The 26,424-nt window shown below is 63.4% G+C and carries 24 protein-coding genes; 10 read left to right on the forward strand and 14 right to left on the reverse strand.

Annotated features, from left to right (window positions below; genetic code table 11):
* Positions 1–76: 76 nt before the first annotated feature.
* Positions 77–523, reverse strand: coding sequence for a YcgN family cysteine cluster protein (locus AC0L25_RS19585; RefSeq protein WP_473597029.1), 447 nt, complete (start codon positions 521–523; stop codon positions 77–79).
* Between the two features lie 199 nt (positions 524–722).
* Here AC0L25_RS19585 and AC0L25_RS19590 point away from each other — a divergent pair, with 199 nt between their 5' ends.
* Positions 723–2,861, forward strand: coding sequence for an OmpA family protein (locus tag AC0L25_RS19590; protein WP_473597030.1), 2,139 nt, complete (start codon positions 723–725; stop codon positions 2,859–2,861).
* A 456-nt stretch (positions 2,862–3,317) separates the two neighbouring features.
* On the opposite strand, the gene AC0L25_RS19595 is transcribed toward AC0L25_RS19590, so the two are convergent.
* Positions 3,318–4,184 (reverse strand): SDR family oxidoreductase, encoded by an 867-nt coding sequence (locus AC0L25_RS19595; RefSeq protein ID WP_473597031.1) that lies wholly within the window; start codon positions 4,182–4,184, stop codon positions 3,318–3,320.
* A 164-nt stretch (positions 4,185–4,348) separates the two neighbouring features.
* Between AC0L25_RS19595 and AC0L25_RS19600 the strand changes: the two genes are divergently transcribed.
* Both AC0L25_RS19600 and AC0L25_RS19605 read left to right on the forward strand, forming a co-directional pair.
* The gene (locus AC0L25_RS19600) at positions 4,349–4,615 is read left to right on the forward strand and encodes a type II toxin-antitoxin system VapB family antitoxin (protein ID WP_352954867.1); all 267 of its coding nucleotides are present in this window, start codon (positions 4,349–4,351) and stop codon (positions 4,613–4,615) included.
* Positions 4,612–5,001: a type II toxin-antitoxin system VapC family toxin gene (locus AC0L25_RS19605; protein ID WP_352954866.1), complete on the forward strand. Its 390-nt coding sequence runs from the start codon at positions 4,612–4,614 to the stop codon at positions 4,999–5,001. Before AC0L25_RS19600 ends, AC0L25_RS19605 begins: the two co-directional genes overlap by 4 nt.
* A gap of 7 nt (positions 5,002–5,008) precedes the next feature.
* On the opposite strand, the gene AC0L25_RS19610 is transcribed toward AC0L25_RS19605, so the two are convergent.
* Positions 5,009–5,659: a helix-turn-helix transcriptional regulator gene (locus tag AC0L25_RS19610; RefSeq protein WP_473597032.1), complete on the reverse strand. Its 651-nt coding sequence runs from the start codon at positions 5,657–5,659 to the stop codon at positions 5,009–5,011.
* 8 nt (positions 5,660–5,667) lie between these two features.
* A complete protein-coding gene (locus AC0L25_RS19615) occupies positions 5,668–6,540 on the reverse strand; it encodes a S1C family serine protease (protein WP_473597033.1) in 873 nt (290 codons plus the stop codon).
* Positions 6,541–6,813: 273 nt separating this feature from the next.
* On the opposite strand from AC0L25_RS19615, the gene AC0L25_RS19620 reads away from it, so the two are divergent.
* Positions 6,814–7,761 carry a S1C family serine protease gene (locus tag AC0L25_RS19620; RefSeq protein WP_473597034.1) on the forward strand — a complete coding sequence of 316 codons (948 nt, stop codon included), beginning with the start codon at positions 6,814–6,816 and terminating at the stop codon, positions 7,759–7,761.
* Here AC0L25_RS19620 and AC0L25_RS19625 read toward each other — a convergent pair whose 3' ends face one another.
* Together AC0L25_RS19625 and AC0L25_RS19630 are read right to left on the reverse strand one after the other, a co-directional pair.
* Positions 7,762–8,580 carry an arginase family protein gene (locus AC0L25_RS19625; RefSeq protein WP_473597035.1) on the reverse strand — a complete coding sequence of 273 codons (819 nt, stop codon included), beginning with the start codon at positions 8,578–8,580 and terminating at the stop codon, positions 7,762–7,764.
* A 205-nt stretch (positions 8,581–8,785) separates the two neighbouring features.
* Entirely contained in the window at positions 8,786–9,208 is a 423-nt protein-coding gene (locus tag AC0L25_RS19630) for a VOC family protein (RefSeq protein WP_473597036.1), read from the reverse strand.
* 67 nt (positions 9,209–9,275) lie between these two features.
* On the opposite strand from AC0L25_RS19630, the gene AC0L25_RS19635 reads away from it, so the two are divergent.
* A complete protein-coding gene (locus AC0L25_RS19635; RefSeq protein ID WP_473597037.1) occupies positions 9,276–9,881 on the forward strand; it encodes a TetR/AcrR family transcriptional regulator in 606 nt (201 codons plus the stop codon).
* 45 nt (positions 9,882–9,926) lie between these two features.
* On the opposite strand, the gene AC0L25_RS19640 is transcribed toward AC0L25_RS19635, so the two are convergent.
* On the reverse strand, positions 9,927–10,886 hold the full coding sequence (locus tag AC0L25_RS19640) for a LysR family transcriptional regulator (protein WP_473597038.1): 960 nt from the start codon (positions 10,884–10,886) through the stop codon (positions 9,927–9,929).
* Positions 10,887–10,994: 108 nt separating this feature from the next.
* Between AC0L25_RS19640 and AC0L25_RS19645 the strand changes: the two genes are divergently transcribed.
* The 3 genes from AC0L25_RS19645 to AC0L25_RS19655 all read left to right on the forward strand — a co-directional run bounded on the left by AC0L25_RS19645 (position 10,995) and on the right by AC0L25_RS19655 (position 15,750).
* Complete coding sequence (locus tag AC0L25_RS19645) at positions 10,995–11,630, forward strand: FMN-dependent NADH-azoreductase (RefSeq protein ID WP_473597039.1); 636 nt, start codon at positions 10,995–10,997, stop codon at positions 11,628–11,630.
* Between the two features lie 164 nt (positions 11,631–11,794).
* Positions 11,795–13,177, forward strand: coding sequence for a 3' terminal RNA ribose 2'-O-methyltransferase Hen1 (locus AC0L25_RS19650; protein WP_473597040.1), 1,383 nt, complete (start codon positions 11,795–11,797; stop codon positions 13,175–13,177).
* Positions 13,174–15,750 carry a polynucleotide kinase-phosphatase gene (locus AC0L25_RS19655; protein WP_473597041.1) on the forward strand — a complete coding sequence of 859 codons (2,577 nt, stop codon included), beginning with the start codon at positions 13,174–13,176 and terminating at the stop codon, positions 15,748–15,750. Before AC0L25_RS19650 ends, AC0L25_RS19655 begins: the two co-directional genes overlap by 4 nt.
* A 4-nt stretch (positions 15,751–15,754) precedes the next feature.
* Here the strand turns inward: AC0L25_RS19655 and AC0L25_RS19660 are convergent, their stop codons facing one another.
* The 7 genes from AC0L25_RS19660 to AC0L25_RS19690 form a co-directional block, all read right to left on the reverse strand.
* Complete coding sequence (locus AC0L25_RS19660) at positions 15,755–16,048, reverse strand: HlyU family transcriptional regulator (RefSeq protein WP_027151173.1); 294 nt, start codon at positions 16,046–16,048, stop codon at positions 15,755–15,757.
* Between the two features lie 109 nt (positions 16,049–16,157).
* Positions 16,158–16,829, reverse strand: coding sequence for a PadR family transcriptional regulator (locus AC0L25_RS19665; protein WP_473597042.1), 672 nt, complete (start codon positions 16,827–16,829; stop codon positions 16,158–16,160).
* Between the two features lie 187 nt (positions 16,830–17,016).
* Positions 17,017–17,397, reverse strand: a complete 381-nt coding sequence (locus tag AC0L25_RS19670) for a thiol-disulfide oxidoreductase DCC family protein (protein WP_473597043.1) — start codon at positions 17,395–17,397, stop codon at positions 17,017–17,019.
* Between the two features lie 152 nt (positions 17,398–17,549).
* Positions 17,550–17,843, reverse strand: a complete 294-nt coding sequence (locus AC0L25_RS19675) for a GYD domain-containing protein (RefSeq protein ID WP_065009207.1) — start codon at positions 17,841–17,843, stop codon at positions 17,550–17,552.
* A gap of 208 nt (positions 17,844–18,051) precedes the next feature.
* A complete protein-coding gene (gene rpoD / locus AC0L25_RS19680; protein ID WP_473597044.1) occupies positions 18,052–20,073 on the reverse strand; it encodes an RNA polymerase sigma factor RpoD in 2,022 nt (673 codons plus the stop codon).
* A 371-nt stretch (positions 20,074–20,444) separates the two neighbouring features.
* Positions 20,445–22,421 (reverse strand): DNA primase, encoded by a 1,977-nt coding sequence (gene dnaG, locus AC0L25_RS19685; protein WP_473597045.1) that lies wholly within the window; start codon positions 22,419–22,421, stop codon positions 20,445–20,447.
* A 153-nt stretch (positions 22,422–22,574) separates the two neighbouring features.
* Positions 22,575–22,940: an RcnB family protein gene (locus tag AC0L25_RS19690; RefSeq protein WP_473597046.1), complete on the reverse strand. Its 366-nt coding sequence runs from the start codon at positions 22,938–22,940 to the stop codon at positions 22,575–22,577.
* 390 nt (positions 22,941–23,330) lie between these two features.
* Between AC0L25_RS19690 and AC0L25_RS19695 the strand changes: the two genes are divergently transcribed.
* A complete protein-coding gene (locus tag AC0L25_RS19695; RefSeq protein ID WP_473597047.1) occupies positions 23,331–24,995 on the forward strand; it encodes a Na/Pi cotransporter family protein in 1,665 nt (554 codons plus the stop codon).
* A gap of 159 nt (positions 24,996–25,154) precedes the next feature.
* Positions 25,155–26,336, forward strand: a complete 1,182-nt coding sequence (locus AC0L25_RS19700) for an MFS transporter (protein WP_473597048.1) — start codon at positions 25,155–25,157, stop codon at positions 26,334–26,336.
* Positions 26,337–26,424 lie beyond the last annotated feature (88 nt).

Here is a 26,424-nt window from a genome sequence, read left to right on the forward strand (position 1 = left end):
TAGCCGGTTTTGAACAATCTGGATAGAAAACGCCCTGTCGCGCAGCCGGTTCCGGGCCCTGGCTCGAGGCTCCCCCCTAAGGCTCGTCGTCCAGCATGTACTCGAAATAGTCGTCCGGCTCGGCAAGATCGGTCTCGCTGGCGCTGACCCGGCCGCGCATCGAGATGCCGGCCTCGTGCACCGTCTCGGCACTGCCCGACACCAGCCTGTGCCACCAGTAGAGATCGTAGCCCTCGGCGACCAGCCGGTAGGCGCAAGTTTTAGGCAACCAGCTTATGGTGCGCACATTCTGCGGCGTCAGCCCGACGCAGTCCAGGACACGCGTCAGCCGGTTGGCATAATCCGAACAGCGGCACGTTTCGGCGTCGAACAGCCGACAGCCGACGCTCGTCCAGTAGATCTCGCCGGTGTCTTCGTCCTCGAGTTTCGACAGGCAGCATTTGCCGCAGCCGTCGCAAAGCGATTCCCACTCGGCCGGGGTCATCGCTTCGAGCGTCTTGGTTTTCCAGAACGGCATTTCCATTGACGGGATGTGGCCCCCGCTGGCGTCAAGGTCAAGCACCGCGACAGACGCAAAGCCGGCCGGCACCATAGGAATGACACGAAGTCGCCTTCAAAACGCCGGCCAATCGCCCTTCGTGGCCGTTAATGCCTGCTAACCGGAACCAATCCGGTTGATGAGCAGTTTGGGCCGGGATGGGACGCCAAAAGGAGGATTTCTAATGAAACGCCAACCACGGATTCTGGCAGGCACGGCACTTGGCCTGCTGATGGCGTCCGCCCCGTTGGGCGCATTCCCGTTGCAGGGCAGCGCCGCGTTCGATTCTTTGCAACGCATGACGGCCCCACTGATCCTGGCGCAATCGAATTGCCCCGAAGGCGAGTCGGGGGAAGGCTGCGCACAGCAGGCAGAACCTGAGCAGAAGCCTCGCAAGAAGCGCGAGCGGCAGGCTGAATCGGCTCCCACGGAGCAGGCGGCGCCTTCCGGGGATGAGCAAGAAGGCAATCAACGCAGAAAGAAGCGCGAGCAGCAACAGCAGACCGAATCAGGCCCTGCCGAACAGGCCGCCCCCGCCGAAGAGCAAAAACCGCGCAGAAAGAAGCGCGAGCAGCAGCAGACCGAATCAGCCCCCGTCGAACAGGCGGCACCGGCCGAAGAGCAAAAACCGCGCAGGAAGAAGCGCGAGCAGCAACAGATCGAAGCAGCGCCCGCCGAGCAGGCCGCCCCGGCCGAAGAGCAAAAACCGCGCAGGAAGAAGCGCGACCAACAGCAGATCGAAGCAGCGCCCGCCGAGCAGGCCGCCCCGGCCGAAGAGCAAACACCGCGCAGAAAGAAGCGTGATCAGCAACAGCAGATCGAAACGGCACCTGCCGAAGAGCCTGCCGGACAGGCGGCGCAAGGCGAGAAGGCGGCACCTGCAAATGACAACGAGCAGGTCAAGCCGCGCAAGAAGCGGAACCAGGATCAGCAGATCGAGGCTGCGCCAGCCGAACAGGACACGCCCGCCGGCGAGCAGGGCGAGCCGCTTCCGACCGACCAGCAAGCGGCTCCGGCTGAGGGCGAAAAGCCCCGGGAGCAGGCTAAGGAACGTCGCAAGAAGCCTATCGGCGAACAGCCGGTGACGGAAGAGCAGCCCACAACCGGCGAACAGCCCGCCGATGGCCAACAGGCCGCGCCCGCCGAAGGGGAAGGTCCGGCCCAGGGCGAGGCTCCCGTGTTCGACAGCCAGAAGGATGCGAGGCGCAAGCGCAAGGGCGGCAGGGACAACGCGCAAGAGACGGTCGGCCAGGACGCGGGTGGGCAGCCCACCCAGCAGAACGGCGAGCAGGCGGAAGCCCCGAAGCCGGCTCCGGTCGACCAGGGACCGCCGCCCACCGACGACAGGGCGGCCCAGCAGGAGCTCAAGCTTGAGAGGATGGTTCCGGTGACGGAGGAAAAGGGCAAACGCGTTGAGCGTGTGCCCGACGTCGAGGACATTCGCCGCCGTCCACGCCCGCGAGGGGTCGACGTTGTTAGGGAACTCGGCGACCGCGTTATCCTACAGTTCAACAACCAGACGATCGTGGAAAGCGACGACACGCCGCGCATGCGCCGTGGCGCGAGGAACGTCTACTATGAGGAACTGTCGGGCGATCGCACCCGGGAAATCGTCGAGCGTGACAACGGAATCCAGATCGTCACCATCCGCAACCGCTACGGCGACGTCATCCAGCGTTCACGCATCGCGCCCGACGGACGTGAATATGTGCTGAGCTATGTTGACGAGCGGTACTACGAGGACGATGGCGACTGGCGCGATCCGGGCGACGACCTGCCGCCGATTCGGATCGACATTCCGCGCGAGGAGTACATTCTGGATTCCGAAGAGGTCGAGGATCCGGACGACTACTATACCTTCCTCGAACAGCCGCCGGTGGAGAGGGTTCAGCGCCTCTACTCGATCGACGAGGTCAAGCGCTCTGCCCGCGTGCGCGACATCGCCCGCCGCATCGACCTCGACACGCTGAACTTCGAATTCGGTTCAGCCTCGATACCCGAGACCGAAGTGCAGAAGCTGGAAGGGGTCGCCAGCGCCATGGAGAAGCTGCTGGAGAAGAACCCGGCGGAAACCTTCCTGATCGAAGGCCATACCGATGCCGTCGGCAGGCCGGAGGCGAACCTCGCCCTGTCCGACCGTCGCGCGGAGGCTGTCGCCGAAGCCCTGACCAATGCCTTCAGCATCCCGCCGGAGAACCTGACGACACAGGGCTATGGCGAGGAGTATCTCAAGGTCGATACGTCGGAGCCTGAGCGCGAGAATCGTCGCGTCGCCATCCGCCGCATCACCTCGCTGGTGGCGCCGGTCGCCAGTGCGAATTAGGCCATGGCCTCAAACCGAAGGTCAGCGAAGCAAAAAGCGGAAACCGCTTTCGTAAAGACCATGGCCAACTTAAAAGCAACGATTCCAGAAACCTGAACTGGTTTCGGGAATCTATACGGGAAGAAATCGCCCACCCCGGTTTCACCGGGATGGGCGATTTCCGGCAATGAGCCGAGGTTGAAGGAGAGAATGTACGTCGCGATTTAACCAGGCATTGAATCGCGAGGTCGTCCACCCCAGATTCTGGCTAGGGCTTCCCTGCCCTGTCCCGACTCCAGCGGGACGCATGAGCCCCGCCGGTACCCCCTCGCCGGCGGGGTTTTGTTTCCGGCTTCGGTGGAGAACCGGAGCCTATGCGAGGCCCAGACCATTCCTCACGTGGCCCTCCGCCTCAAACTCTTCCAAACGAGAGCGACCAGCCCGAAATACGGTGCTCAGAAAGCAGCGCGATTCTCGCTAATAAATCCCTTTTATGTTCGTAACCGAATTCGCGAACACCTCGTCGGGCACGAAGAAGTCACCGGCGAGCGGACCTGTCGCATCAGGCGCATAGATCGAAAAATCGCTGACGCCCTCGGCGCGCAGCACCTCCTCGTCGATGTAGAAATTGCCGGTCGCTTCGCGCGACGGCCTGAGCAGGATCGCATGCGCTGCATCGGCCATGATATCGGGCGAGCGGCTCATCGCCGCCACTGTCGCCCCGCCCAGAAGATTGCGCACCGCTGCCGTATCGATCGTCGAGATCGGCCACAGCGAATTGACAGCAATGCCGTCCCTGGCGAACTCCGCGCTCATGCCCAGCGTACACATCGACATGCCGAATTTGGCCATCGTATAGGCGACATGGTTCTTGAACCATTTGGCCTTCATGTCGAGCGGCGGCGCCAGATTCAAGATGTGAGGATTGTCAGCCAACTTCAAGTGCGGAATGCACATTTTGGAAACCAAGAACGTGCCGCGGGTGTTGATCTGGTGCATCAGATCGTAGCGCTTCATATCGGTTTCGAGCGTGCCGGTGAGTTGGATGGCGCTGGCATTGTTGATGCAGATGTCGATGCCGCCGAATTTTTCGACGGTCCGGGCGACCGCCTCGGCCACCTGCCCCTCCTCGCGTATGTCGCACAACATCGGCAACGCCTTGCCGCCGGCCTGCTCGATCTCCTCAGCCGCCGTGTAGATCGTACCCGGCAGCTTTGGATGCGGCTCGGCGGTCTTGGCCGCGATCGTCACATTGGCGCCGTCGCGCGCGGCGCGCAAAGCGATCGCCAGCCCGATGCCGCGCGACCCGCCGGAGATGAACAGCGTTTTTCCCTTAAGGGACATATCTTCCGCCTCCTTGCAATTCTGTTGGTCGCGATCCTTGCCCGCGCCGTCGCCGGATACAAGAGCGGCAAGCACCGAGAGGTGGTGACGCTACGGAGGCGCTACGAATCCATGGACTCGACAGCGGAGTAATATATATTCTATAAAAAGAGGTGGAATATAGAATGGCTCTATCGATAAAGAACACGGAAGTCGAGCAATTGGCGCGGGAACTTGCCCGCCGCCGTCGCGTGTCGGTGACGGAAGCGATCCGTCAAAGCCTCGAGCGCGAAGTTGCGCGCGAGCGGCTTGTGCCGCGCGATGAGGCCGACGATCTTTTTCAGCGCCTTATGGCAATCGCCGAAAGAGCCGCGCAGATACCGAAACGCCAAGACGCGATGACCGAAGACGAAATCCTCGGCTACGACGAACTCGGGATCCCGACGCGATGATCATCGACTCCTCTGCCCTCGTCGCTATTTTGCGCACGGAACCAGGCTATGATCGTTTCGTGCTGGCGATCGCCCAGGCTGAAAGACGGCTGCTCGCGGCACCGACCCTGGTTGAGACGACAATGGTGCTAGTCGGCCGCTGGCAGGACCAGATCGTCGACCGCTTCGAAGCCTTTTTGCGCACCGCATCGATCGAGACGATCCCTTTTACGGCCGACCATGCCGCTGTGGCCCGTCAGGCCTTCCTGCGCTATGGCAAGGGCCGGCATCCGGCCGCTCTCAATTTCGGCGACTGCATCGCATATGCCACGGCCCGTCTCGAAGCCATGCCGCTGCTGTTCAAGGGCGACGATTTCCGGCTGACGGATATCGAACCGGCCGTGTAGTCCACCGTCACACCAGCACCAGGCCTTGCCGCATGGCGATGGCGATCGCGTCGGTGCGGTTGGCCGCACCCAGCTTGATCAGGATCGCCGCGACGTGGAACTTCGCTGTGTGCACGGAAATGTTCAAGCGCCGCGCGATCACCTTGTTGGGCGCGCCCTCGGCCAAAAGCGCCAGCACTTCGCTCTCGCGCGGCGAAAGCGCCGGCCGCTCGGTCCTGTCGTCGACCGGCTCCTCGTCGGAGAGGTCGTCGTCATGGAAAGCAAAATCGTCATGCCGATCGGACAAGGTGCGGCCCTCGCCCGAGATCCGGTAGCCAGCCGCCGCCAGCCGCACGGCGGCCACGATCAGCAGATCGTCCGCTGCCGCCGGAAGCACGGCAAACACGGTATCGACCGGCCGCTGCCGGCTGGCTCGTTGAGACAGGAGCACCTGAGGTATCGCGGGGTCGCTGGACCCGCCCTCCAGGCCCTCTCTTTCCAGGCTATTCTCATCGACAACCGCGACATCCGCTCTGTCGGCGCTATTGCTGCCACCGGCCACAATCGCCAGCAGATCGTCGGTCGCGGCAAGGGCCGTGGACAGGTGTCCGGCGCGCGCGGCGTCATCCAGCGCGATCAGCACCGTCAGCCGCCGCCCCGTGATCCCGTGACTTGCCATCGAGCTTCTCAGTTCAGCGGCTTTTCGCCGATGGTCAGCACCACATCGCGCTGTTCGCCGCCGCGCACCACGCCGAGCGTCACCGACGCGCCGGCGCTGTCCGGCCCGAGCCTGCGGATCAGCTCGCGCGGACCGTGCACGGCCTCGCCGTTCCACGACACGATGATGTCGCCGAGATGCAGGCCAGCGGCTTTTGCCGGGCCATTGTCGTCGAGGCTCATCACCATCGCGCCATGCGTGTCGCCGTTGCGGATCGGATGCAGGCCGGCGCCGAGATAGCCGCGCGCGACATGGCCCTTCTCGCGCAGCGTCGCCACCGCCCGTTCGATCGTCTCGTAAGGCATGACCAGCGCCCGCCGGCGCGGCCCGAACAGCAGCATGCCGATCAGTGCGCCCTTGGCGTCGAGCACAGGGCCGCCCTCGAAACGGCCGCCGGCATTGACGGCCAGATTGATGCGCCGGTCGATCGTACCGCCGCGCATTGAGCGCCAGGTCGGACCGACCTCACTGACCGTGCCGAATGCGGCGAGCGACGCACCGTCGCTATTGCCGATGGCGATGGCGAGATGGCCCGGCCGCACCGTGCCTGCCTTGGCCAGCGACGGCACGTCCGGCGCGCCGGTCGGCTTCAGAAGGGCCGTCCCAGTGGATGGATCGCGCCCGACCAGTTCAGCCCTCACCTTGTCGCCCGAAGAAAGCTTCAGCTCGATCTCCTCGCCGGCCTCCACCGCCTCCTCGGCTGCGATAAAATAGCCGTCGCGCCAGTGGAAGGCGGTCGCGGTGCGATGCTGATGCGCGGCGAAGCTCGCGATCGCCGGCGCCGCTGCGGCGGCGATATCGGCGATGGCGTCGGAAAATGCGCTCAGATTGAAGTCGCTCATCTTGGATCTCCTGGATTTTTATCGCATCGGCCCGAAAATCGGAATCGATTTTCGGAAAGCACGACGCGAGAACTCAAAGTCTTAGAGCGTACTTTGAGCGTCCAATGGACGCTCGTCGCTCTACCCCCAGATATCGCTCGGCAGCGCGTTGGCGGGTACTCGCCTGACGGCTAGTTGGGCGTTGGACTGGCCATCTGGTCAGGTCGCGGCCGATCCGGCCGCTCCGCACATATAGGCATCCTTCATCTTGCTCTAAAGACACGGAGCCCTGCCATGTCCCTCCCCGCCCAGCAATTGCAGTTCGACGATGCACTGCTCGATGATTATTCGGCAACGGTCGCCGATGCCGTGGACCGCATCGGTCCCGCGGTCTGCCGTATCGAACGCATCGGTGGCGCCGGCGGCCAAGGCTCCGGCTTCGTCATCACGCCGGACGGGTTGGTCGTCACCAATTTCCACGTCGTCGGCGATGCCCGCAGCGTCCGCGTCACCATGCCGGACGGCGTCTCCAGAGAAGGCCGTGTTCTCGGCCGCGACCCTGACACCGATATCGCGCTGGTGCGTGCCGGCGGCAGCTTTGCCGATATCGCGCCGCTCGGCGATTCCAAGCGCCTGCGGCGCGGCCAGATCGCCATTGCCATCGGCAACCCGCTCGGCTTCGAATGGACCGTCACATCAGGTGTCGTCTCAGCGCTCGGCCGCTCGATGCGAGCCTCCACCGGCCGGCTGATCGACGATGTCATCCAGACCGACGCAGCGCTCAACCCCGGCAACTCCGGCGGACCGCTGGTGTCGTCGGCGGGCGAGATCATCGGCGTCAACACAGCCATGATCCATGGCGCGCAAGGAATTGCCTTCGCGGTTGCCTCCAACACCGCCAATTTCGTCATTTCGGAGATCATCCGCTTCGGCCGCGTCCGCCGCGCCTTCATCGGTGTCTCGGCCGACACGACAACCCTGCCGCGTCGCGCCGCCCTTTTGTCGCAAGTGTCGAGCAGCACGGCGGTGCGTCTGCGCAGTGTCGAGGCGAACAGCCCGGCCGCCAGAGCCGGCCTGAAAGAGGGCGACATCATCGCCGCCATCGACGGCCGCCCGGTCACCGGCGTCGACGATCTGGTGCGCATGCTCGACGCCGAGCGCATCGGCCGCGAAACGCTGTGCACAGTGGTACGCCGCTCCGGCATTACTCAGGTCACGCTGATGCCGGTGGCGCGAAGCTGATTACCTCGGTGCAAAGATCCGGCCGAGAAGCGAAACCAGCAGCACGGCCAGCTCTCCGGTCGGATCGAGGTCCGGATCGAAAATGGTCATGTCCATTCCGGTGCAGCGCGGATCCGCCACCAGCGCGGCGAGGATGGCGACGAGATCGTCGGGATCGATGCCGGGACTGCCTGGTGAATCCACCGCCGGCATCACCGTTTGGTCGAGCGCATCGACGTCAAAATGCACCCAATAGGGCGAGCCGGTTCGCGCCAGCGTGGTCCAGGTCTTTTCCAGGACCTTTGCCGCGCCAAGCTCCCGCACGGCAAAGACATCGATCAGCGTCATCGCGGTCGAATTGATGTCCGGCCAGGCGAAGTCGGGGTCGCGGTTCTCGCGTTCGCCGATCTGAATCACCTGTTCGTCCGCAACAAGGGGGCTTGCGATATCAGGCCAGTCGGTCAGCAACGGCTCGCCACGTCCGGTGGCGAGCGCAAGGTCCATGCCGGCGGCCGAGCCGAGTGAAGCGTTGATGTCGTAATTGCCCGGATGGCGGAAATCGCTGTGGCCGTCGACATGGACCAGTGCCAGCGGACCAGATCGCCGTGCGCCAGCCAGCACGCCAAGCAGGACCGCGCAGTCGCCGCCGACGACCAGCGGGAACTCGCCTCGTCCCAGCGCGCCGGCAACAACTTCGGCGAGTCTGAGATTGAAGCTGCGTATCGCATTGCCGTTGCGCAGCCGGGTGCCCGGCTGCGGCTCCGTGCTATAGGCGGGCCGATCAAGATCAACCACTTTGGCGGGCGCAAGCGTCTCGATCAAGCCGGCTTCGGTCAACACCTGCGGCGCACGCCACGTCCCCGGTATATGACCTGGCCTCAGTGGGCGGAGGCCAAGGTTTGAGGGTGCGCGGACAAAGCAGATTTCACGCATGGAATGGGCTCAGGCTGATAGGCCTTAGCATAGACCGCAAAGACGTGGCCGGCCACGCGGCCGACGCGTTCACGTCACATCTGCAGACAGTTCCTGCCAGTCGCTATCGCGCTCAGCCCGCGGCCCCTTCGGCATACTGCTCCAGAAACTCGGTGCTCGGCGGGATCGGCTTGATCACATCGATCAGCACGCCATTCGGGTCTTTGGTGATGAAATGGCGCTGGCCAAAGGGTTCGTCGCGGAGCGTTCGCAAGATCGGCAGGCCGGCAGCGATGACCCGGTCATAGATTGCATCCGGGTCTCTGACTTCGAAATTGATCAGCAGGCCTGACGTGCGGCCGCGCCCTTCCTCCGGGATCGTCTCATGATCCCCCTGGACGATGCCGAGATTGACCCGGCGATCCTCGATTGAGCGCAGATGCACGTACCAGTCGCTCTCAAACAATGGCTGGAAGCCGAAATGCGCGACATAGAAGGCTGCCGTGCCGGCAACGTCGCCCGTCATCAGCACTGGATAATAGCTCGTCGTCTTCATCTTTCCTTCTCCCGTCAAATAACATACAGTCTGCATGTAAATACGAATTAACATACAGGCTGCATGTATGCAACAAAAATCCGCGCGGCGTTCCAACCGTGATCGCACCGAAGCAACGCGCTCCGACCTGATCGCCGCGGCGCGAAAACTGTTCACCGAAAAGTCCTATGCGGAAACCGGCACGCCGGAGATCGTGGCTGCGGCCGGCGTCACGCGCGGCGCGCTCTATCATCACTTTGCCGACAAGCAGACGCTGTTTGCCGCCGTGGTCGAGCAGGAGGCGGCGGCGGTGGCTGAAGAGATCGAGCGCGCCTCGCCGCCCTCGCTGTTTGCCCGCGACGCGCTGATCGCCGGCTCGGATGCCTATCTTGCCGCCATGCGCGCACCTGGCCGCACCCGGCTGCTGCTACTCGACGGACCGGCCGTGCTCGGCCGCGCCGCCATGGACGAGATCGACAACCGCCACGGCAACCGCTCGCTGCGCGAAGGCCTGGTTGCAGCGATGCGCTCGCAGTCCATGATGAGATTGCCGGTGGAGGCGCTGACCGCGCTGCTCGCCGCCGCCTTCGACCGCGCGGCGTTGGCCGTCGAAGCGGGCGCTTCGACCGAGGACTATCGCACTGTCCTCGTCGCGCTCATCGACGGACTATCCCCAGCTCATCCTAGCGCCTGAACCCGAACCAAAAGTTCGGAAAGGATCACACGCAACAATAAAGCACTACAGCCTCCTTTGCGCGTCCGAGGGGACGCGCGGCGCTGTAGCCACCTGGCCCGGCTCGAACTCGTTGAAGCAGCCGAGCTGGCGCTTGAACTGGTCGATCAGCCAGGCAGCCGCCGGTTTCGGACTGCGATCGGCGCGGTGCATGGCAAACAGCGGCGAACGCACCTCGCTGTAAGGCTCGAGGTCGAGTTCGACCAGACGACCGCTTGTCAGATCGTCGGCGATCAGCCAGCGCGGCAGCCCGCCCCAGCCCAGCCCCTCGCGCATCAGCATATGCTTGGTGCGCAGATCCGTCAGCCGCCAGGTGCGGTAGGCAAAGACGCCAAAGTCGCGCCCCTTGGTGCGCTCGGACTGGTCGGTGACAACGAGCTGGGTGTGTTCGCGCACCTCCTCGATTGCCACCGGCTTCGGCAGCAGCGCCAGCGGGTGGCTGGGCGCGGCGGCCAGAACTATCGACATGAAGCCGATGCGCACAAGGTGGACGTCGACCTCGCCCAGCAGGCCGCCAACACCGAGATCGGCTTGCCCGCTGACGACATGATCGGGGATCAGGCCGAGCGTGCCGATATGGAGGCGCAGCATCACGGTCGGAAACTGAGCCTCGAAAGCCTTCAGCACCCGCACCAGCACCGGTGAGGGCAGCGCCGCATCGACCGACAGCGCCACTTCGGCTTCCAGCCCCTGATGATGGCCGTCGACGCGCGAGCGGATGCGCTGTAGCACACCGGTCATTCGTCGCGCGTCCTCCAGCATCGCCCGGCCGATCTCGGTCAGCTGCGGCTCGCGCGTACCCTCGCGCTCGAACAGTTTCAGCCCGAGCTGCGCCTCCAGATTGGCGATAGCATAGCTGATGACCGATTGCGCGCGGTTGAGCTTGCGGCCGGCGGCGGAGAAACTGCCGGTGTCGGCCACCGTGACCAGGATCTGCAGTTGGTCGAGTGTTGGGTTGGGTTGCATCATCCCATCCATAATTTAGATGGATTGTACACAAAATATACCAGTTTTTCAAATGGGCTGGCAGACCCATATTTGCCGGGACATTTCAACTCATCCTGGAGACCCGCCATGTCCATCCTTCTTGTCACTTCCAGCCCGCGCGGCAATGCCTCGCACTCGACCCGTATCGCCACCGAGCTCGCCGAAAAACTGATTGCCGCCGATCCCTCGTCCAAGCTTGTCGTCCGCGACCTCGTCGCCAACCCGCTGCCGCATATCGATCCCGATTATTCGACCGGCATCTACACACCGGTCGAAGCCCGCACCCAGCGCCAGGCCGAGGTCGTCGGTGTTTCCGACGGCGTGCTGAATGAACTGTTTGCGGCGGACACCATCGTCCTCGCCACCGGCTTCATCAATTTCGGCATCTCGTCGACGCTGAAATCCTGGGTCGATCACGTCGCCCGCTCCGGCAAGACTTTCGCCTATGGCGAGAACGGCCCGAAGGGCCTGGTCACCGGCAAGAAGGTCTACATCGTCCTTGCCTCGGGCGGCATCTATTCGGAAGGCGCTGCCGTGCAGATGGATCACGCCATCCCTTATCTCCGCAGCGTGCTTGGCTTCATCGGCATGACCGACGTCGAAGTCATCCGCATCGAAGGCGTCGGCATGGGTCCCGACGCCGTCACCGCCGCTCTGGCCAAGGCATCGGCCAAGGTGGATGCGGTGGTGGCCTCAACCGGGGCAGTTGCCGCTGCCGCGTAGGGCGCGAACAACAGGTAATCAGAACCAAAAGGCAGGCGCCCGGCGCTTGCCTTTTTTGCTATCCGCTAGCGCGGTTGCGCCCGGGTCAAAGTGTTAGTGGTCTTTTATTAAGATAACCAAGCGACACCATTGGTTATTCTGCTTGTCTGCGTTATCGGTCGCCGATGTTCCTCTCCGTCGCCACAACGCATCGTCCGGCTACAGATCTCGGGTTCTTGCTGCACAAGCACCCCGATCGTCTGCACGAGACCGAGCTGTCCTTCGGCAAGGCGTGGCTGTTTTATCCCGAGGCGACTGAAGAGCGTTGCGAGGCTGCACTACTGCTCGACGTCGACCCGATAGGGCTCGTGCGGGGCAAAGGTCAGGCGGAAGGCCTGCTGGACCAGTATGTAAACGACCGGCCCTATGCGGCATCGTCCTTCCTGTCGGTGGCGCTGAACAAAACGCTGCGGACCGCTATGACCGGCATATCAAAGGAGCGCCAGGAATTGGCCGACAGCGACCTGCCGCTGGAGGCCGTGGTGACACCGCTGCCGATGCGCGGCGGTGAGGCTCTGGTTCGAGGCCTGTTCGAACCTTTGGGGTGGACCGTCGATCTGACGCCGATAGAGGATGTCGGGTCTAGTGCAAGCGGCCCCCGATACGGCCACCTGAAGTTGACCGGCACCGGCCGGCTAAGTGCCCTGCTGAACCACCTTTATGTCCTGATCCCGGTGATGGACGACGCCAAGCACTACTGGGTCGGCGAGGCTGAGATCGACAAGCTGCTGTCCAAGGGCGAGGGCTGGCTGGAAAACCATCCTGCCAAAGACCTCATCGTACGTCGCTATCTGCGCAATCGCGGGGCTTTGGCCCGTATCGCCCTGGAGCGATTGGCTCCCGAGACGGCCGGCGAGGCGCTGCCCCCTGAAGTCCGCGTTGCGCCCGAGGAGACGCTGGAGGTGCCGATCCGGCTGAACGATTTGCGTATGGACGCTGTGGTGGAGGCCATCCGAGCCACCGGCGGAACCACCATTGCCGATTTGGGATGCGGCGAAGGCAAGCTACTCTATCGGCTTGTGCGCGAACGATGGGTCCACAAGCTGTTTGGACTTGATCCCGCAGTTCGCGAACTGGAATGGGCTGCCAAGCGTCTCAAGCTGAACGAGTTCGGCGGGCCGTCCGAGGGTCGGGTCATGCTGCTGCATGGATCGCTGACGTATCGGGATAGCCGCTGGGCCGAAGCCGACGTTGCCGTGCTGGTCGAAGTCGTCGAGCATCTCGACGAGGACAGGCTGCCTCTGGTCGAACGCATCGTTTTCGGCGAGACGGCGCCCAAGTCGGTGATCGTGACCACTCCGAATGCGGACTACAACGTTCTGTTCGCTAACCTGGTCCCTGGCGCCTTTCGCCACCCGGACCACCGCTTCGAATGGAGCCGCGCCCAGTTCGAAACCTGGGCGGCCAAAATCGGTGAGACCTATGGCTATGCCGCCGTCTTCAGCGGCATCGGGGCCGAGGACCCTGTCCTGGGGGCGCCCACGCAGATGGCGGTGTTCACGCGATGAGAGAGCCTGACAAGACTGATCTCACCATCCCTGACTTCGCTCTGGTTGTGCTGATCGGCTCGACCGGATCGGGCAAGTCGACCTTCGCCGCCAAGCATTTCCTGCCGACCGAAATCATTTCCTCGGATCGCTGCCGCGCGCTCATCACCGACAACGAGACTGATCAAGACGTCTCGGCCGACGCCTTCGATCTGGTGCGCGAGATCGCCGGCAAACGGCTCAAGCACCGCAAGCTGGCCGTCATCGACGCCACCAATGTGCGGGCCGCCGACCGCAAGGCCTGGGTCGAACTGGCGCGCAAGTGGCACGCTCTGCCAGTCGCCGTGGTCATCGATCCTGGTGTCGATGTCTGCGTCGCGCGCAACGCGTCGCGCCCCGACCGGCCGTTCGGGCCCGGGGTGGCACAACGCATGACGAGCGAAATCCGCAAGGGTCTCGGCGGCCTGCAACGTGAGGGCTTCCGCCAGGTCTGGAAGCTCACCAGCGAGACCAGCATCGACGTGGCCAAGGTCTCGCGCCAACCGCTGTGGACCGACAAGCGCGACGATCATGGGCCGTTCGATATCATAGGCGATATCCACGGTTGCGCCGATGAACTTCAGATCCTGCTCAGTCGACTCGGCTACAGCCTCGCTTGGTCCGAGGATCGCGACGACCGGACAGTTGCCGTGACCCCGCCGGAGGGCCGCAAGATCGTCTTTGTCGGCGATCTCGTCGATCGCGGGCCCAACACGCCCGATGTCCTGCGCATCGCGATGAACATGGTCGCAGCCGGGACCGCCTACTGTGTCCAGGGCAACCACGAACGCAAGCTCGGCCGGTGGCTGGAAGGCCGCAAGGTCACGGTCGCTCACGGCCTTCAGCAAACGATCGACCAATTGGACGCTCAGGATCGCGGTCTGCGAGAGGCCCTGCCGGCCTTCCTCGACGGCCTGCGAAGCCATGTCTGGCTGGACGGCGGGCGCCTCGCAGTCGCCCATGCCGGCCTTAGGGAAGAGATGATAGGGCGTGGCTCCGGCGCCGTGCGTGAATTTGCCCTCTACGGCGAGACCACAGGCGAGATCGACGAATTTGGCCTGCCCGTACGAGCGGACTGGGCCATGGCCTATCGTGGCAAGACGGCCGTGATCTACGGCCACACGCCGGTGCTGTCGGCCGAGTGGGTCAACAACACCCTGTGCATCGACACCGGCTGCGTATTCGGCGGCAAACTGACGGCTTTGCGCTGGCCGGAACGCGAACTGGTCGATGTCCCAGCCGTCCAGACCTGGTCGGAACCGATACGTCCGCTGGGCGGGTCCGGTCCGGGCAAATCGGCACAGGCCGACGCCGACGGGGTACTCGATTACCAGGATGTCTCCGGCCGCCGTTGGATCGAGACCGAACTGAGGGGCCGGATCGTCGTGGCCGAGGAGAATGCCTCGGCGGCATTGGAGGTGATGAGCCGCTTCGCGCTGCCGCCGCAATGGCTGATCTATCTGCCGCCGACGATGTCGCCATCAGAGACGAGTAGCCAAGGCAGCTGGCTGGAGCGCCCCGAGGACGCCTTCGCCTACTTCCGCGAACGTGATGTCGCTCAGGTGGTATGCGAAGAGAAGCATATGGGTTCGCGGGCAGTGATCGCGCTGTGCCGAAACGCGCAGACGGCGCGTGACCGCTTCGGGACATTGGGCGATGGAACCGGCGCGATCTGGACCCGGACCGGACGCTCCTTTTTCAACGATCCAGCCATGACGAAAGGCCTGCTTGCCCGTCTCCGCGCCAACGTCGAGGCGGCGGACCTGTGGAACGAATTGAACAGCGACTGGCTGCTGCTGGACACCGAGATAATGCCTTGGTCGGCCAAGGCCAGCAGCTTGATTGAAAGCCAGTATGCGCCGGTGGCAACGTCCTCGGCCGCCGGCTTCCAGGTTAGTCGCGAGGCGCTTGCCCGCGCGATGGCGCGCGGCGTCGATGCAACCGCCCTCGACGCGCGCCTGGAGGACCGGGCTTCGCATGCGGCCAAATACGCCACCGCCTGGGCACCCTATGTGTGGCCAGTCTCGGGCATTGATGACCTGAAGGTTGCGCCGTTCCACCTGCTCGCCAGTGAGGGACGTGTTTGGTTTGACCAGGACCACGTTTGGCACATGAAGCTTGCAGACCGTCTGGCTGCCGGCGATGGCGTGGTAACGCGCACGCGATGGCGCACGGTCGATCCGGCCGACGACAGCGCGTGCGCGGAGGCTGTCGGCTGGTGGGAGGCACTGACGGGCTCGGGTGGCGAAGGGATGGTGGTTAAACCGCGCGACTTCATCAGTCGGAGCAAGAAGGGGCATATCCAGCCGGCGCTAAAAGTCCGCGGCCGAGAATACCTGCGCATCATATATGGCCCCGAATATGATGCGCCGGACAATCTGGTCCGCCTGCGAGAGCGAAGCTTGGGCGGCAAGCGCAGCTTGGCGCTCGGGGAATTCGCGCTCGGCCACGAGGCGCTGAAGCGATTTGTCGCCAAGCAGCCGTTACGCCGGATTCACGAGTGCGTTTTTGGCGTGCTGGCGCTGGAGAGCGAGCCAATCGATCCAAGACTGTGAGAATCTAACCGAACATCTTCTCGCCCTGCTCGTCGACCAGTTGGATACCCTTCTTGATCGAGATGTCGACGGCGTCGTCGAGCCCGGCAAAACGGTCGGCGCGGATGAATTTGTGCTCCTTCACCACGCCGTCGATTTCCTTAGAAACCACGCCGCAGGTCTGGTATTGGCCCTCCGCCTTGTACGGCGTGGCGCTGATCAAAAATCCCTTGTGCTCGATCTGCTTTGCCGGTGCAGCACTCTTTGGCTCGCCCGCGTCACCGCCGCCACCGCCGAAAAGACGTTTCAGAAAAGACATGGGCGGGCCCTCCAACGGCAATCATCCTACATCACATAGCGTGGTGCAGGATGATTTCACTAGCGGTCCCTAGGCAAACGGGCAAGGGCGCCGCATCCGGACCCAGAAGTCAGTCGCGCGACAGCGCTTCCAGGGCTTCGGCCGCCCCTTTCAATATCGCGATCGCCTCGGCCTGTTTTTCAGCCGGCGCGTCGACGATGTCGCCGAGGGCAGCGCGCAGCCGGTGGCGCACGGCGCGGAATTCATCGCGCTTTTCCGATCGGCCGCGGCCGCGACGTCCGCCATCCTCGCCGTCGTCGTTCCAGCCGAACCAGTCGCGCGCCTTGGCCATCTTGCGGCCGAAACGCTCGAGATGATCAAGGACGTGGTCGATCATCTCGCGATTGTCATTGAGATGCGCCCGCCCCGCCTCGGTAATCGAAAACACCTTCTTGTTGCCTTCCGCCGACGAGACGGCATGGCCGGCCTCTTCAAGGAAAGTCAGCGTCGGATAGACCACGCCCGGGCTCGGGCTGTAGACGCCGCTGGTGCGTTCCTCCAGCGCCTTGATGATGTCGTAGCCGTGGCGCGGCGCCTCGGCCAGCAGCGACAGCGTGATCAGCTTGAGATCGCCGTCGGCCAGCATGCGCCCGGCACGGAACATGTCGCCCGAACCGCCGCGCCCGCCGCCCCTCATGCCGTGGCCGAATGGGCCGAAGCCGCCGCCACGGCCGCCGAACTTGCCGGCCATGTGCATGAAAACGCGCTCGGCATGTTCGCCGAAATGATGATGTCCGTGCATCGTCTGCTCCTTGAGTTATGTCTTACGATACATCTTAATTAGGCAGGCGAGGTGATTGAATCAAGATATATCTTACGATGTAACGTGATTCCCGCACGGGATTGAAATAGCGCGTTTGCGGCTAAGGAAGTGGCTGAACCTCCCCGGAGTCCCAAAAGGCTCGGGGCACGCAGCTTGTCTGCGCCGCTTACCAGCGGCCCTTTCGCCGGTTCCGGGCATAGAGAAGATCGGCGAAGCGATCATAGGCATAGCGCGTCAACGGCAGCACGGTGCGGTTGCCGAAAAGCGCTGCCAGCCAGCCCTCGCCCGGCGTCATCCGCCAGACGGCAATTGCGACATCGGCGCCAACCAGCAATTTGCCGTTCGCATCGGTTGCGTGCAGCCGGCGGCGGATGTCCTCCAGCGACACGCCGTATCTGGCCAGTGCCGCCGGTTCGGCATTGATGTCGCGAAACGCGATCCGCCCCGCCTTGATCGCCTCGACCAGCCGTCGCTCCTGCCTGACGATACCGGCATCGCAAACCGGACAACGGGTGTTGTACCAGATGGTCAGCAGAGGCTTGGGCATGTGTTTCGAGACGCGAGCTGAGGGCTGCGCTGACTATCCGGGAAATACCTTCGCCTGGCAACATTTCGGGCCAGCCTGGCCGGGCGCCGTCAAGCGGCGCCTGACCGTGCCGGGACTCGGCAGCTTGCGCGGATCTGTAGCCGCGCAACGCCTCAGCCGAGCGAGGCGATGATCTCGCGATAGGCCAATTCCGGGAAAGCCTTGAGCGTCCGCGTCCTCACATTGCCGCCTGTCGCCAGCATCAGCGAGAAACGAGCGAGCACCGCATCGTCGGGCGCTTCGACGATCGCCACCATATCGCATTCGCCCATGGTGAGATAAAACGCCTTGAACGAGCCGCCCATGTCTCCCAGCAGCTTCTTGGCGGCATCGAGCCGCTTCGGCGACTCGCGCACATTTTTGGCGCCCTGCTCCGTCCAGTTGATCAGCACGATATAGTTTGTCATGCACACCTCCCTCCGGAGGCCTCGGAGCACGGCGTCACTGCCGGGGCGGGCATCCGGGTTTGTCGCCCAGAAAATGCATCCGACACGAGATTATCCTCCCACAGCAGGTGTGCTGCAACAACAACCGCACCGTCTGGCGAGACAATTCCTGGCATGAACGAAAAAGGGCGCCGCAGCGCCCTTTAAATTGCCTGTCCGTTACCCGGCATCAGCTGTCGAGGAAGCTCCGCAGCTTGCGCGAGCGGCTCGGGTGCTTGAGCTTGCGCAGCGCCTTGGCTTCGATCTGGCGGATGCGCTCGCGGGTGACCGAGAACTGCTGGCCGACCTCCTCCAGCGTGTGATCGGTGTTCATGCCGATACCGAAACGCATTCTGAGCACGCGCTCTTCGCGCGGGGTGAGCGAAGCAAGCACCCGCGTCGTCGTTTCGCGCAGATTGGCCTGGATCGCCGCGTCGATCGGCAGGATCGCCATCTTGTCCTCGATGAAATCGCCGAGATGCGAATCCTCCTCGTCGCCGACCGGCGTTTCGAGCGAAATCGGCTCCTTGGCGATCTTCAGCACCTTGCGCACTTTTTCCAGCGGCATGGCGAGCTTTTCCGCCAGTTCCTCCGGCGTCGGCTCGCGGCCGATCTCGTGCAGCATCTGGCGCGAGGTACGCACGATCTTGTTGATCGTCTCGATCATGTGCACCGGAATGCGGATGGTACGCGCCTGGTCGGCAATCGAGCGGGTGATCGCTTGCCGGATCCACCACGTCGCATAGGTCGAGAACTTGTAGCCGCGGCGGTATTCGAATTTGTCGACCGCCTTCATCAGGCCGATATTGCCTTCCTGGATCAGGTCGAGGAATTGCAGGCCGCGATTGGTGTATTTCTTGGCGATGGAAATGACGAGGCGCAGATTGGCTTCCACCATTTCCTTCTTGGCGATCGCGGCTTCGCGCTCGCCCTTCTGCACCTGATTGACGATCTTGCGGAATTCCAGGATCGAGATCGCCGTTTCGGTGGCGAGGTTCTGGATCTCGGCGCGCAGGTCGCGGATCGCGTCCTTCTCGTTCTTGGTGAATTCCTTCCAGCCGCGCGAGGTCAGATTGCCGATCGAGCGCGTCCAGTTCGGATCGAGTTCCGAGCCCTGGTATTCCTTCAGGAATTCTTCGCGGCGCACGCCATAGCTTTCGGCCAGCCGCAACAGCTTGCCTTCGTTCTGCACCAGGCGCTTGTTGATATCGTAGAGCTGCTCGACCAATGCCTCGATGCGCGCTGTGTTTAGGGATAGCGACTTCACCGCCTTGATCAGCTGGTCCTTCAGCTCCTTCAGCCGGCGGTCCTGGCTGGGCGACAGCGTGCCGGCGGCAGCAAGCCGGTTCTCGACCTGCTGGTCCTGCAGCTTGCGCAATTTCTTATAGGTGTCGGCGATGACATCGAGCGTCTCCATCACCTGCGGGCGCAGCTCCGCTTCCATCGCCGCCAGCGACAGGCTCGCTTCGTCCTCGTCTTCCTCGTCGTCGTCCGTCAGACCGCGCGTGTCGGCGCCGACATTGGTGATGTCGTCCTCGTCCTCGCGCGAACGGCGCGGCTTTTCCTCGACCTTGGCTTCCTCGATCCGCTCGACCACCGGCGCCTGCTTGGCTTCCGGCCCGGCATAGGTCGCTTCGAGGTCAATGATCTCGCGCAACAGGATCTTCGATTCGTTGAGCTCGTCACGCCAGATGATGATGGCCTGGAAGGTCAGTGGGCTTTCGCACAGGCCCGCGATCATCGTCTCGCGGCCGGCCTCGATGCGCTTGGCGATCGCGATCTCGCCCTCGCGTGACAGAAGCTCGACGGAGCCCATTTCGCGCAGATACATGCGAACCGGATCGTCGGTGCGATCGGTCGGCTCTTTCTTGGTGGTCGTCGCGGCAACGGCGGTGCCGGTCTGCTCGGCCAGTTCGTTGGCGTCTTCCTCGGCGTCGGCAGCCGCATCGGCGGCTTCGGGCTCCTCGCCCTGCTCGTCATCCTCGACCACGTTGATGCCCATGTCGGAGAGCATGGCCATCGTGTCCTCGATCTGCTCGGAGGTCACTTCCTCCGAGGGCAGCACCGAATTCAGTTCGTCCATGGTGACATAGCCGCGCTTCTTGGCGGCCTTGATCATCTTCTTGACAGCATCGTCAGAAAGGTCGAGCAGAGGGCCGTCGGTGGCGCCTTCACGTTCGGTCTCGACCTCTTCCTTTTCTTTTGTCGCCATTCTTTATTTTCTCCAAGCGGCCAAGTATCAAGCCGCGTAAGCTGCCGTGCCGGTTAAATCAGATGCGCTCGCTCTAGAACGCGCTTCCCCGGGCCAGTAACTGCATCTCTCGTTAAGTCCAGATTAACCCTGGTATCTGTGGCAGGCTGACTGCCTGTCCAGTGACCGGTACCTCACATCGCTGCATTTCCCGTCGACGCCGGTACGGGTTAACGTTTCGAATCGTCCTGATTCCGTCATTCTGCCAGAAGGTCAAGCGCCTCTCGCATGATTCGCATGAAAAAAGCGAATCAATTACCCGACTTAAAGCGCCGCGGCTGATTCGACGCGCAAGCACGGTTCTGCACTTTCACTCTTTCGTAAGCTTCGAACTACACCCGCCCGGCCCTGCCCGAAGACACGCCGAACCCTTCAATCAGCGCTTCCGTTGCTTGCACATCACGAAATTGCGCCTGGATCTCGACGAGATGCCGGTAGTTTTCGTCCGTGGGATCGCTGGCGAGCGCCGCTTCCGCCTGTTTCAGCTCCTTATGTAAGGTGCGCGCGCTGCGCTGCAAGTGGAGCGCCTGGCTGAAGGCGTCGCGGGCATCGTCAAGTCCGGCTGTTTCCAGCGCCGGCCATTGCCGCGCTCGCTTGATCAGTGCCACGACGCGCGCCCAGATCTCGCCGCAGCCGGCCCGTTCGATCGTCGCGATCACCGCGTTGCGGTCGTTAGCCATGTCGTGCGCCATCGCATCGAGAATGGCCGCATGCAATCGCTTCAGATCGCTGTTGGCGAGGTCGAGGAACTCGACATGTGCGAAATTCTCGTCGATCAGTGCCGGATGATTGACAAGAGCTGCGATGATCGTCGCCTCGCGCACCGCCATCCCTTCGCTGCCGCGCTTGACAAGCGCCGAGCGGCCAAGGCTTTCGGTAATCGCGGTGCGTCCGCCGGCATTGCCGCCGCGCGCGAACTGTCCGCCAGGAGCTGAGCCCTTGCCCTGAAAGCGCCCGCCGGGCCGCCCATCTTGGCGCCCCCCTTGATAGCCTTGGCGCGCGCCGCGCTGGGTGCCGAAAAAGCTTAGCACCCGCTCGCGCATTTCCTGTTGGTAGTGGTAGCGCAAGCTCTCGTCACGGATGCGGCTGGTCAGTTCACGCAGCGTCTTTTCCAGTTCCGCCCGTCGCTCCGGCGTGTCGAAGATGCCGCCGGCCGTTTCGCGCACCCACAAAAGGTCGGCGAGCGGCCGCGCCTCGGAAAGCACGGCGCGAAACGCGTCCGGCCCTTCGGCCTTGACCAGATCGTCGGGATCCTTGCCTTCGGGCAGAAGCGCAAAGCGCACCGAGCGGCCTGCCTGGACCGCCGGCAGCGCCATGTCGGCGGCGCGCCATGCCGCCTTCAGTCCGGCCTGGTCGCCGTCGAAGCACAGCACCGGCTCGCCCGCCATGCGCCACAGGAGTTCGAGCTGGTTTTCGGTCAGCGCTGTGCCGAGCGGCGCCACGACATTCTCGAACCCGGCCTGCGCCAGCGCGATCACGTCCATATAGCCCTCGACGGCGATGACCGTGCCGCCCTTGGCCAGCGCCCCCTTTGCCAGTGCTTGGCGCGCACGGGCGAAGTTGTAGAGCACATTGCCCTTGTGGAAGAGCTCGGTGTCGGGCGAATTCATGTATTTGGCGAGCGCATCGGCGGCCAGCGCACGGCCGCCAAAGGCGATGATCTTGCCTCTGGAATCCGGGATCGGGAACATGATGCGGTCGCGGAACCAATCGTAGGAAACCGGAACGTCGTCGCCATGGCGCACCAGCCCGCACGCCTCGATATCGGCCTTGGGCACGCCCTTGGCGGCAAGATGCTCCTTCAGCGCATTGCGGCTGTCGGGCGCATAGCCGAGCCGGAACGACTGCTGCGTCGCCGGTGTCAGCCCGCGGTCGCGCAGATAGGCGCGGGCTTTTGCGCCTTCCGGTCCCTGCAGCCGCTCCTGGAAGAAGGCAGTCGCCATTTCCATGATTTCGGTCAGGCTGGCGCGTTCCTTTTCGCGCCGTTCCTCCTGGGCATCGCGAATCGGCATCGGCACGCCGGCCATGTCGGCGATTTTCTCGACTGCTTCGGGAAAGCTCATCCCGTCGAGTTCGGTGAGGAACTTGAAGTGATCGCCCGAAACCGAGCAGCCGAAGCAATGGTAGCGGCCCTTCTTGTCCTCGCAATGGAACGACGGGCTCTTCTCGCCATGGAAGGGACAGCATGCCCAATAATCGCCGCGCGGCGCGTTGGTCTTCTTCCTGTCCCACGCAACGCGCTGGCCGATCACCGATGAAATCGGCACGCGGTCGCGTATCTCGTCGAGGAAGGCAGGTGGAAAGCGCATGGGGAACGGCTCGTTTGTCCTCCATATAATCACGCCGGCGAAACCCGACGACTCCTAATGCGGACCATACCCGGTTTTCACAGGGCACAAGAAGACGGCCGTTGCGGGCCACCTTCTTTCCTATTCCGGCATAGCCGGTCGACGTTTTGACAGTCAGTGCGCGGCGATCGCGCCGAAAATGATGCCGGAGACGACGCCGACCAAGAGATAGTCGTTGCCGACGCGGATCCATTCCTGGCCACGGCCCGGACGACGCAGGCCATAGTGGCGATAGTCGCGGATCGGCTGGTGGCGCTTCCAGCTCGAATATTTCTGGCCGTTGCGCCAATGGTTCCTCTTCACGACGACTTTCTTCTTCACCACGACGCGCTTCTTCACGTGCCTGTCCGGCTTCTTCCAGTCGACCTGGCTGTAGGTCGACGGCGGTGCATTCGGCGCGTTCAGCGGCGCTGCCTGGCCCTGCAGGGACGTCGCAGCCAGCATCGAGACGGCGACTGCGGAAAGGATGATGCGTTTCATGACGGGAGTACTCCTTGGTTGTCGATGCCCAAGCAGTAGAGGCCGAAGAATGAACCGAAACTGAACACGCGGATTACATTTTTGTAATGATTTCATATATTTAGAACGCTAATTCAACACTTCGATCAAACCGGATCTGAAGGGGTCGTCGGCACTTGACCGCGCGGTCATCCGGAAGCCGGCCGGCAATGCAACCATTTTGCGATCCATCCATTTCCGACACGCCCTGTCGCGCACCAACAGCCGGCCGAATTGGGCAAAATTTATTATCCGGCTAAAAGTAATCGTAGTAGTATCGACCTTTGCAATGTCCTTGATTCGCCCCCTCTTTTGCCTCTTCGCCGTCATGGGTGCTCGCATCGCTGACGCCTGTCGGAATGCGAGCCTGACATGAGCGGTTCGGTCGTTTTGCTGCATCTTGCCGGCGCGGTGGCGCTGATGCTGTTTGCCACCCGCTTGGTGAAGACCGGCGTCGAGCGCGCCTATGGCGATGTGCTGCGCCACAAGCTGCGCGCGACCATGCGCAATCCCTTCATGGCGGTTCTGGCCGGCTGCGGCCTGGCGATCGCGCTGCAAAGCTCCACCGCCGTCACCTTGCTGGTCGGCTCCTTCGCCGGCGCCGGCATCGTCAGCGGCATTTCGGGCCAGCTTGCCGTGCGTGGCGCCGAGATCGGCTCGGCGCTGGTGGTCAAGCTGCTCACTTTCGACCTGTCGCTGCTGGTGCCGATCTGTCTTGTCGCCGGCACCGTCATGTTCATGGCCACCGAGCGACGCGACTGGCGCCAGTTCGGCCGTATCCTGGTCGGCATCGGCCTGCTGGTATTGTCGCTGGAGATGATCGGCCAGGCATCGGAGCCGCTACGCCAGAGCACGCTGATGCCGGTCATCGTCGATTACTTCTCCAGCGACCCGGTCACCGCCTATCTGCTGGCGGCGCTGGTCACCTGGCTGTTTCATTCCTCGATCGCCGCGGTGCTGCTGATGGTGACGCTGGCCGGTCGCGGCTTCATCCCGCCCGAACTCGGCATTGTGCTGGTGCTCGGAGTCAATTTGGGCTCGTCGATCATCGCGCCGCTGCTCACCCGCAATGCAGACCCGGGTGTGCGTGTCGTGCCGATCGGCAATCTCCTGATGCGCGGCATGGGCTCTCTGGCCATGCTGATCCTGTTCCTGTGGTTGAAGCCGCCGGTCGCCTTTCTCGGCACTACCGTGCCCGACCAGATCGTCAACGCGCATATCCTGTTCAACATCCTGATCCTGGTTGCCGGCCTGCCGCTGGCCGGCCTCGTCTACCGCGCTTCGGAAAAGATCGTGGCGCTCGGCACCAAACCGGCACCGGCCGAAGCGCTCGACGTCGTCGAGCTGTCCGCGCTCAACGACAGCGCTCTGGATGTGCCGAGCCAGGCGCTGGCCAACGCCACCCGTGAGGTGGTGCGGGTCTGCGAGACGGTCGAGATCATGCTGAAGCGCATCATCGAGCTCTATGAGAGCGCCGACGCCGACAAGATCAAGGCGCTGGCCGCGCTCGACGACCGCGTCGACAAGAAGCACGCAGCGATAAAGCTCTATCTGGCCAAGGTCACCAAAAACCCGTTGAGCGAAGACGAGGCGCTGCGCTGCCAGGAGCTGATCGGCGCCTGCGTTAAGCTCGAACAGGTCGGCGACATCATCGTGCGCAACATGCTGGTGCATGTCAGGAAGAAGCTCGAGCGCGGGCTGGAATTCACGCCCGAGGGCTGGCGCGAGCTTAGCGCCTTCCACGCCTCGGTGCTGGCCAACGCACGGCTTGCCTTCAACGTGCTGGTCTCGCGCGATCCGGAGACAGCCCGCCAGCTGGTGCTGGAAAAGGACCGGCTGCGCGACCGCGAGAAGGAGACCAGCGCCAGCCATTTCGTGCGGCTGCGCGACGGCACCGCCAAGAGTGTCGAGACCAGCTCCATCCATCTCGACACCATCCGCGACTTGAAGCAGATCAACTCGCTGCTCGCCTCGATGGCTTACCCCGTGCTCGAGGAACGCGGCCTGCTCACCGGCTCGCGGTTGAAGGCCGGGTGATCCCGGAGCCTTGTCCTTCTCCCACAACAAGGCAGAAGGAAAAAACCACCGCACCTGCCAGATCAAGAAAACCTAAAGTGGCGTCGACAATTTCTGGATTGCCCGCGGCTCTCGTTCGTGATTTGAGGCCATCTCATTCAAGGATCGCCTTCCAGCGCCATGCTTCCCCTCATCGCCCTGTTCATCGCTGCGTTCGCATTCGGCACCACCGAGTTCGTCATTGCCGGTGTGCTGCCGCAGGTGGCGAATGGCCTTGGCGTCTCCATCCCAACTGCCGGTTACCTCGTCTCCGGCTACGCCGGCGGCATCGCGATCGGCGGACCGCTGTTGACGCTCGCCACCAAGGCGCTGTCGCGCAAGGCCTTGCTGCTTGGCCTTGCCGCAGCCTTCACCATCGGCCAGGCCGCTTGCGCACTTGCACCGGATTTCGCCTCCATGTTGCTGCTGCGGATTGCGGTGGCTGTGGCACACGGCGCCTATTTCGGCGTCGCGATGGTGGTCGCGGTCGGCCTGGTCCGCCAGGACCAGCGTGGAATGGCCGTTGCGCTTATCCTGTCGGGCCTCACCGTCTCCAATGTCATCGGCGTGCCGGCCGGCACGGCGATCGGCAATGTCTGGGGGTGGCGCGCGACGTTCTGGGTGATGTGCGCGCTTGGCGTGGTCTCCATCGCAGCGATGACCGCCCTGCTGCCGCGCAAGACGGGTTCGTCGCGCCAGTCCGTCAGCTTTGGCAGCGAGGTACGCGTGCTCGCACGCCAGCAGGTCTGGACGTCGCTGATCCTCATGCTGATGCTGATGATCGGCCAGTTCGGCCTCTTCACCTACATCACGCCGACGCTGCTTGAAATCACCGGCCTCGACGAGGGCCTGGTGCCCTGGGTGCTCCTGCTCAACGGTGTCGGCGCGACGATCGGCGTCTTTCTTGGCGGGCGGCTCGCCGACTGGAAACTGATGCCGTCGCTCATCACCATGCTTTTCATGCAGGCAGTGACACTCGCCGTCATTTACGCCGTCAGTCCGTACCCGGTGGCGATGGTCGTGGCGATCACTATCTGGGGCGGTCTCAGCTTCGCCATCGGCACGCCGATCCAGACCCGTATCCTGACCTGGACGGCGGATGCCTCCAATCTCGCCTCATCGCTCATCCCGGCCGGCTTCAATGTCGGCATCGCGCTGGCCGCCTCGCTCGGCGCCGCCATGCTCAATGCCGGTTATGGCTATCGCAGCCTGCCGGTGGTTGGCGCCATAGCCATGCTGGTCGCCGTGGCGGTCGCGCTTGCCTCGCATATCTGGGAATGGCGCCGCAACACGACGCCGCCGCTGCCGGCCGCAGCCGAATAGAGTGCTGCGCCGGCAGGCATCCGGGTCGCCTCCGACGCCTGCCCTTTGGAGGAGAAGCCTCCACCTGTGCGCTTATTGGGTGGCGGGG

The organism is Mesorhizobium sp. WSM4813 (assembly GCF_055811555.1).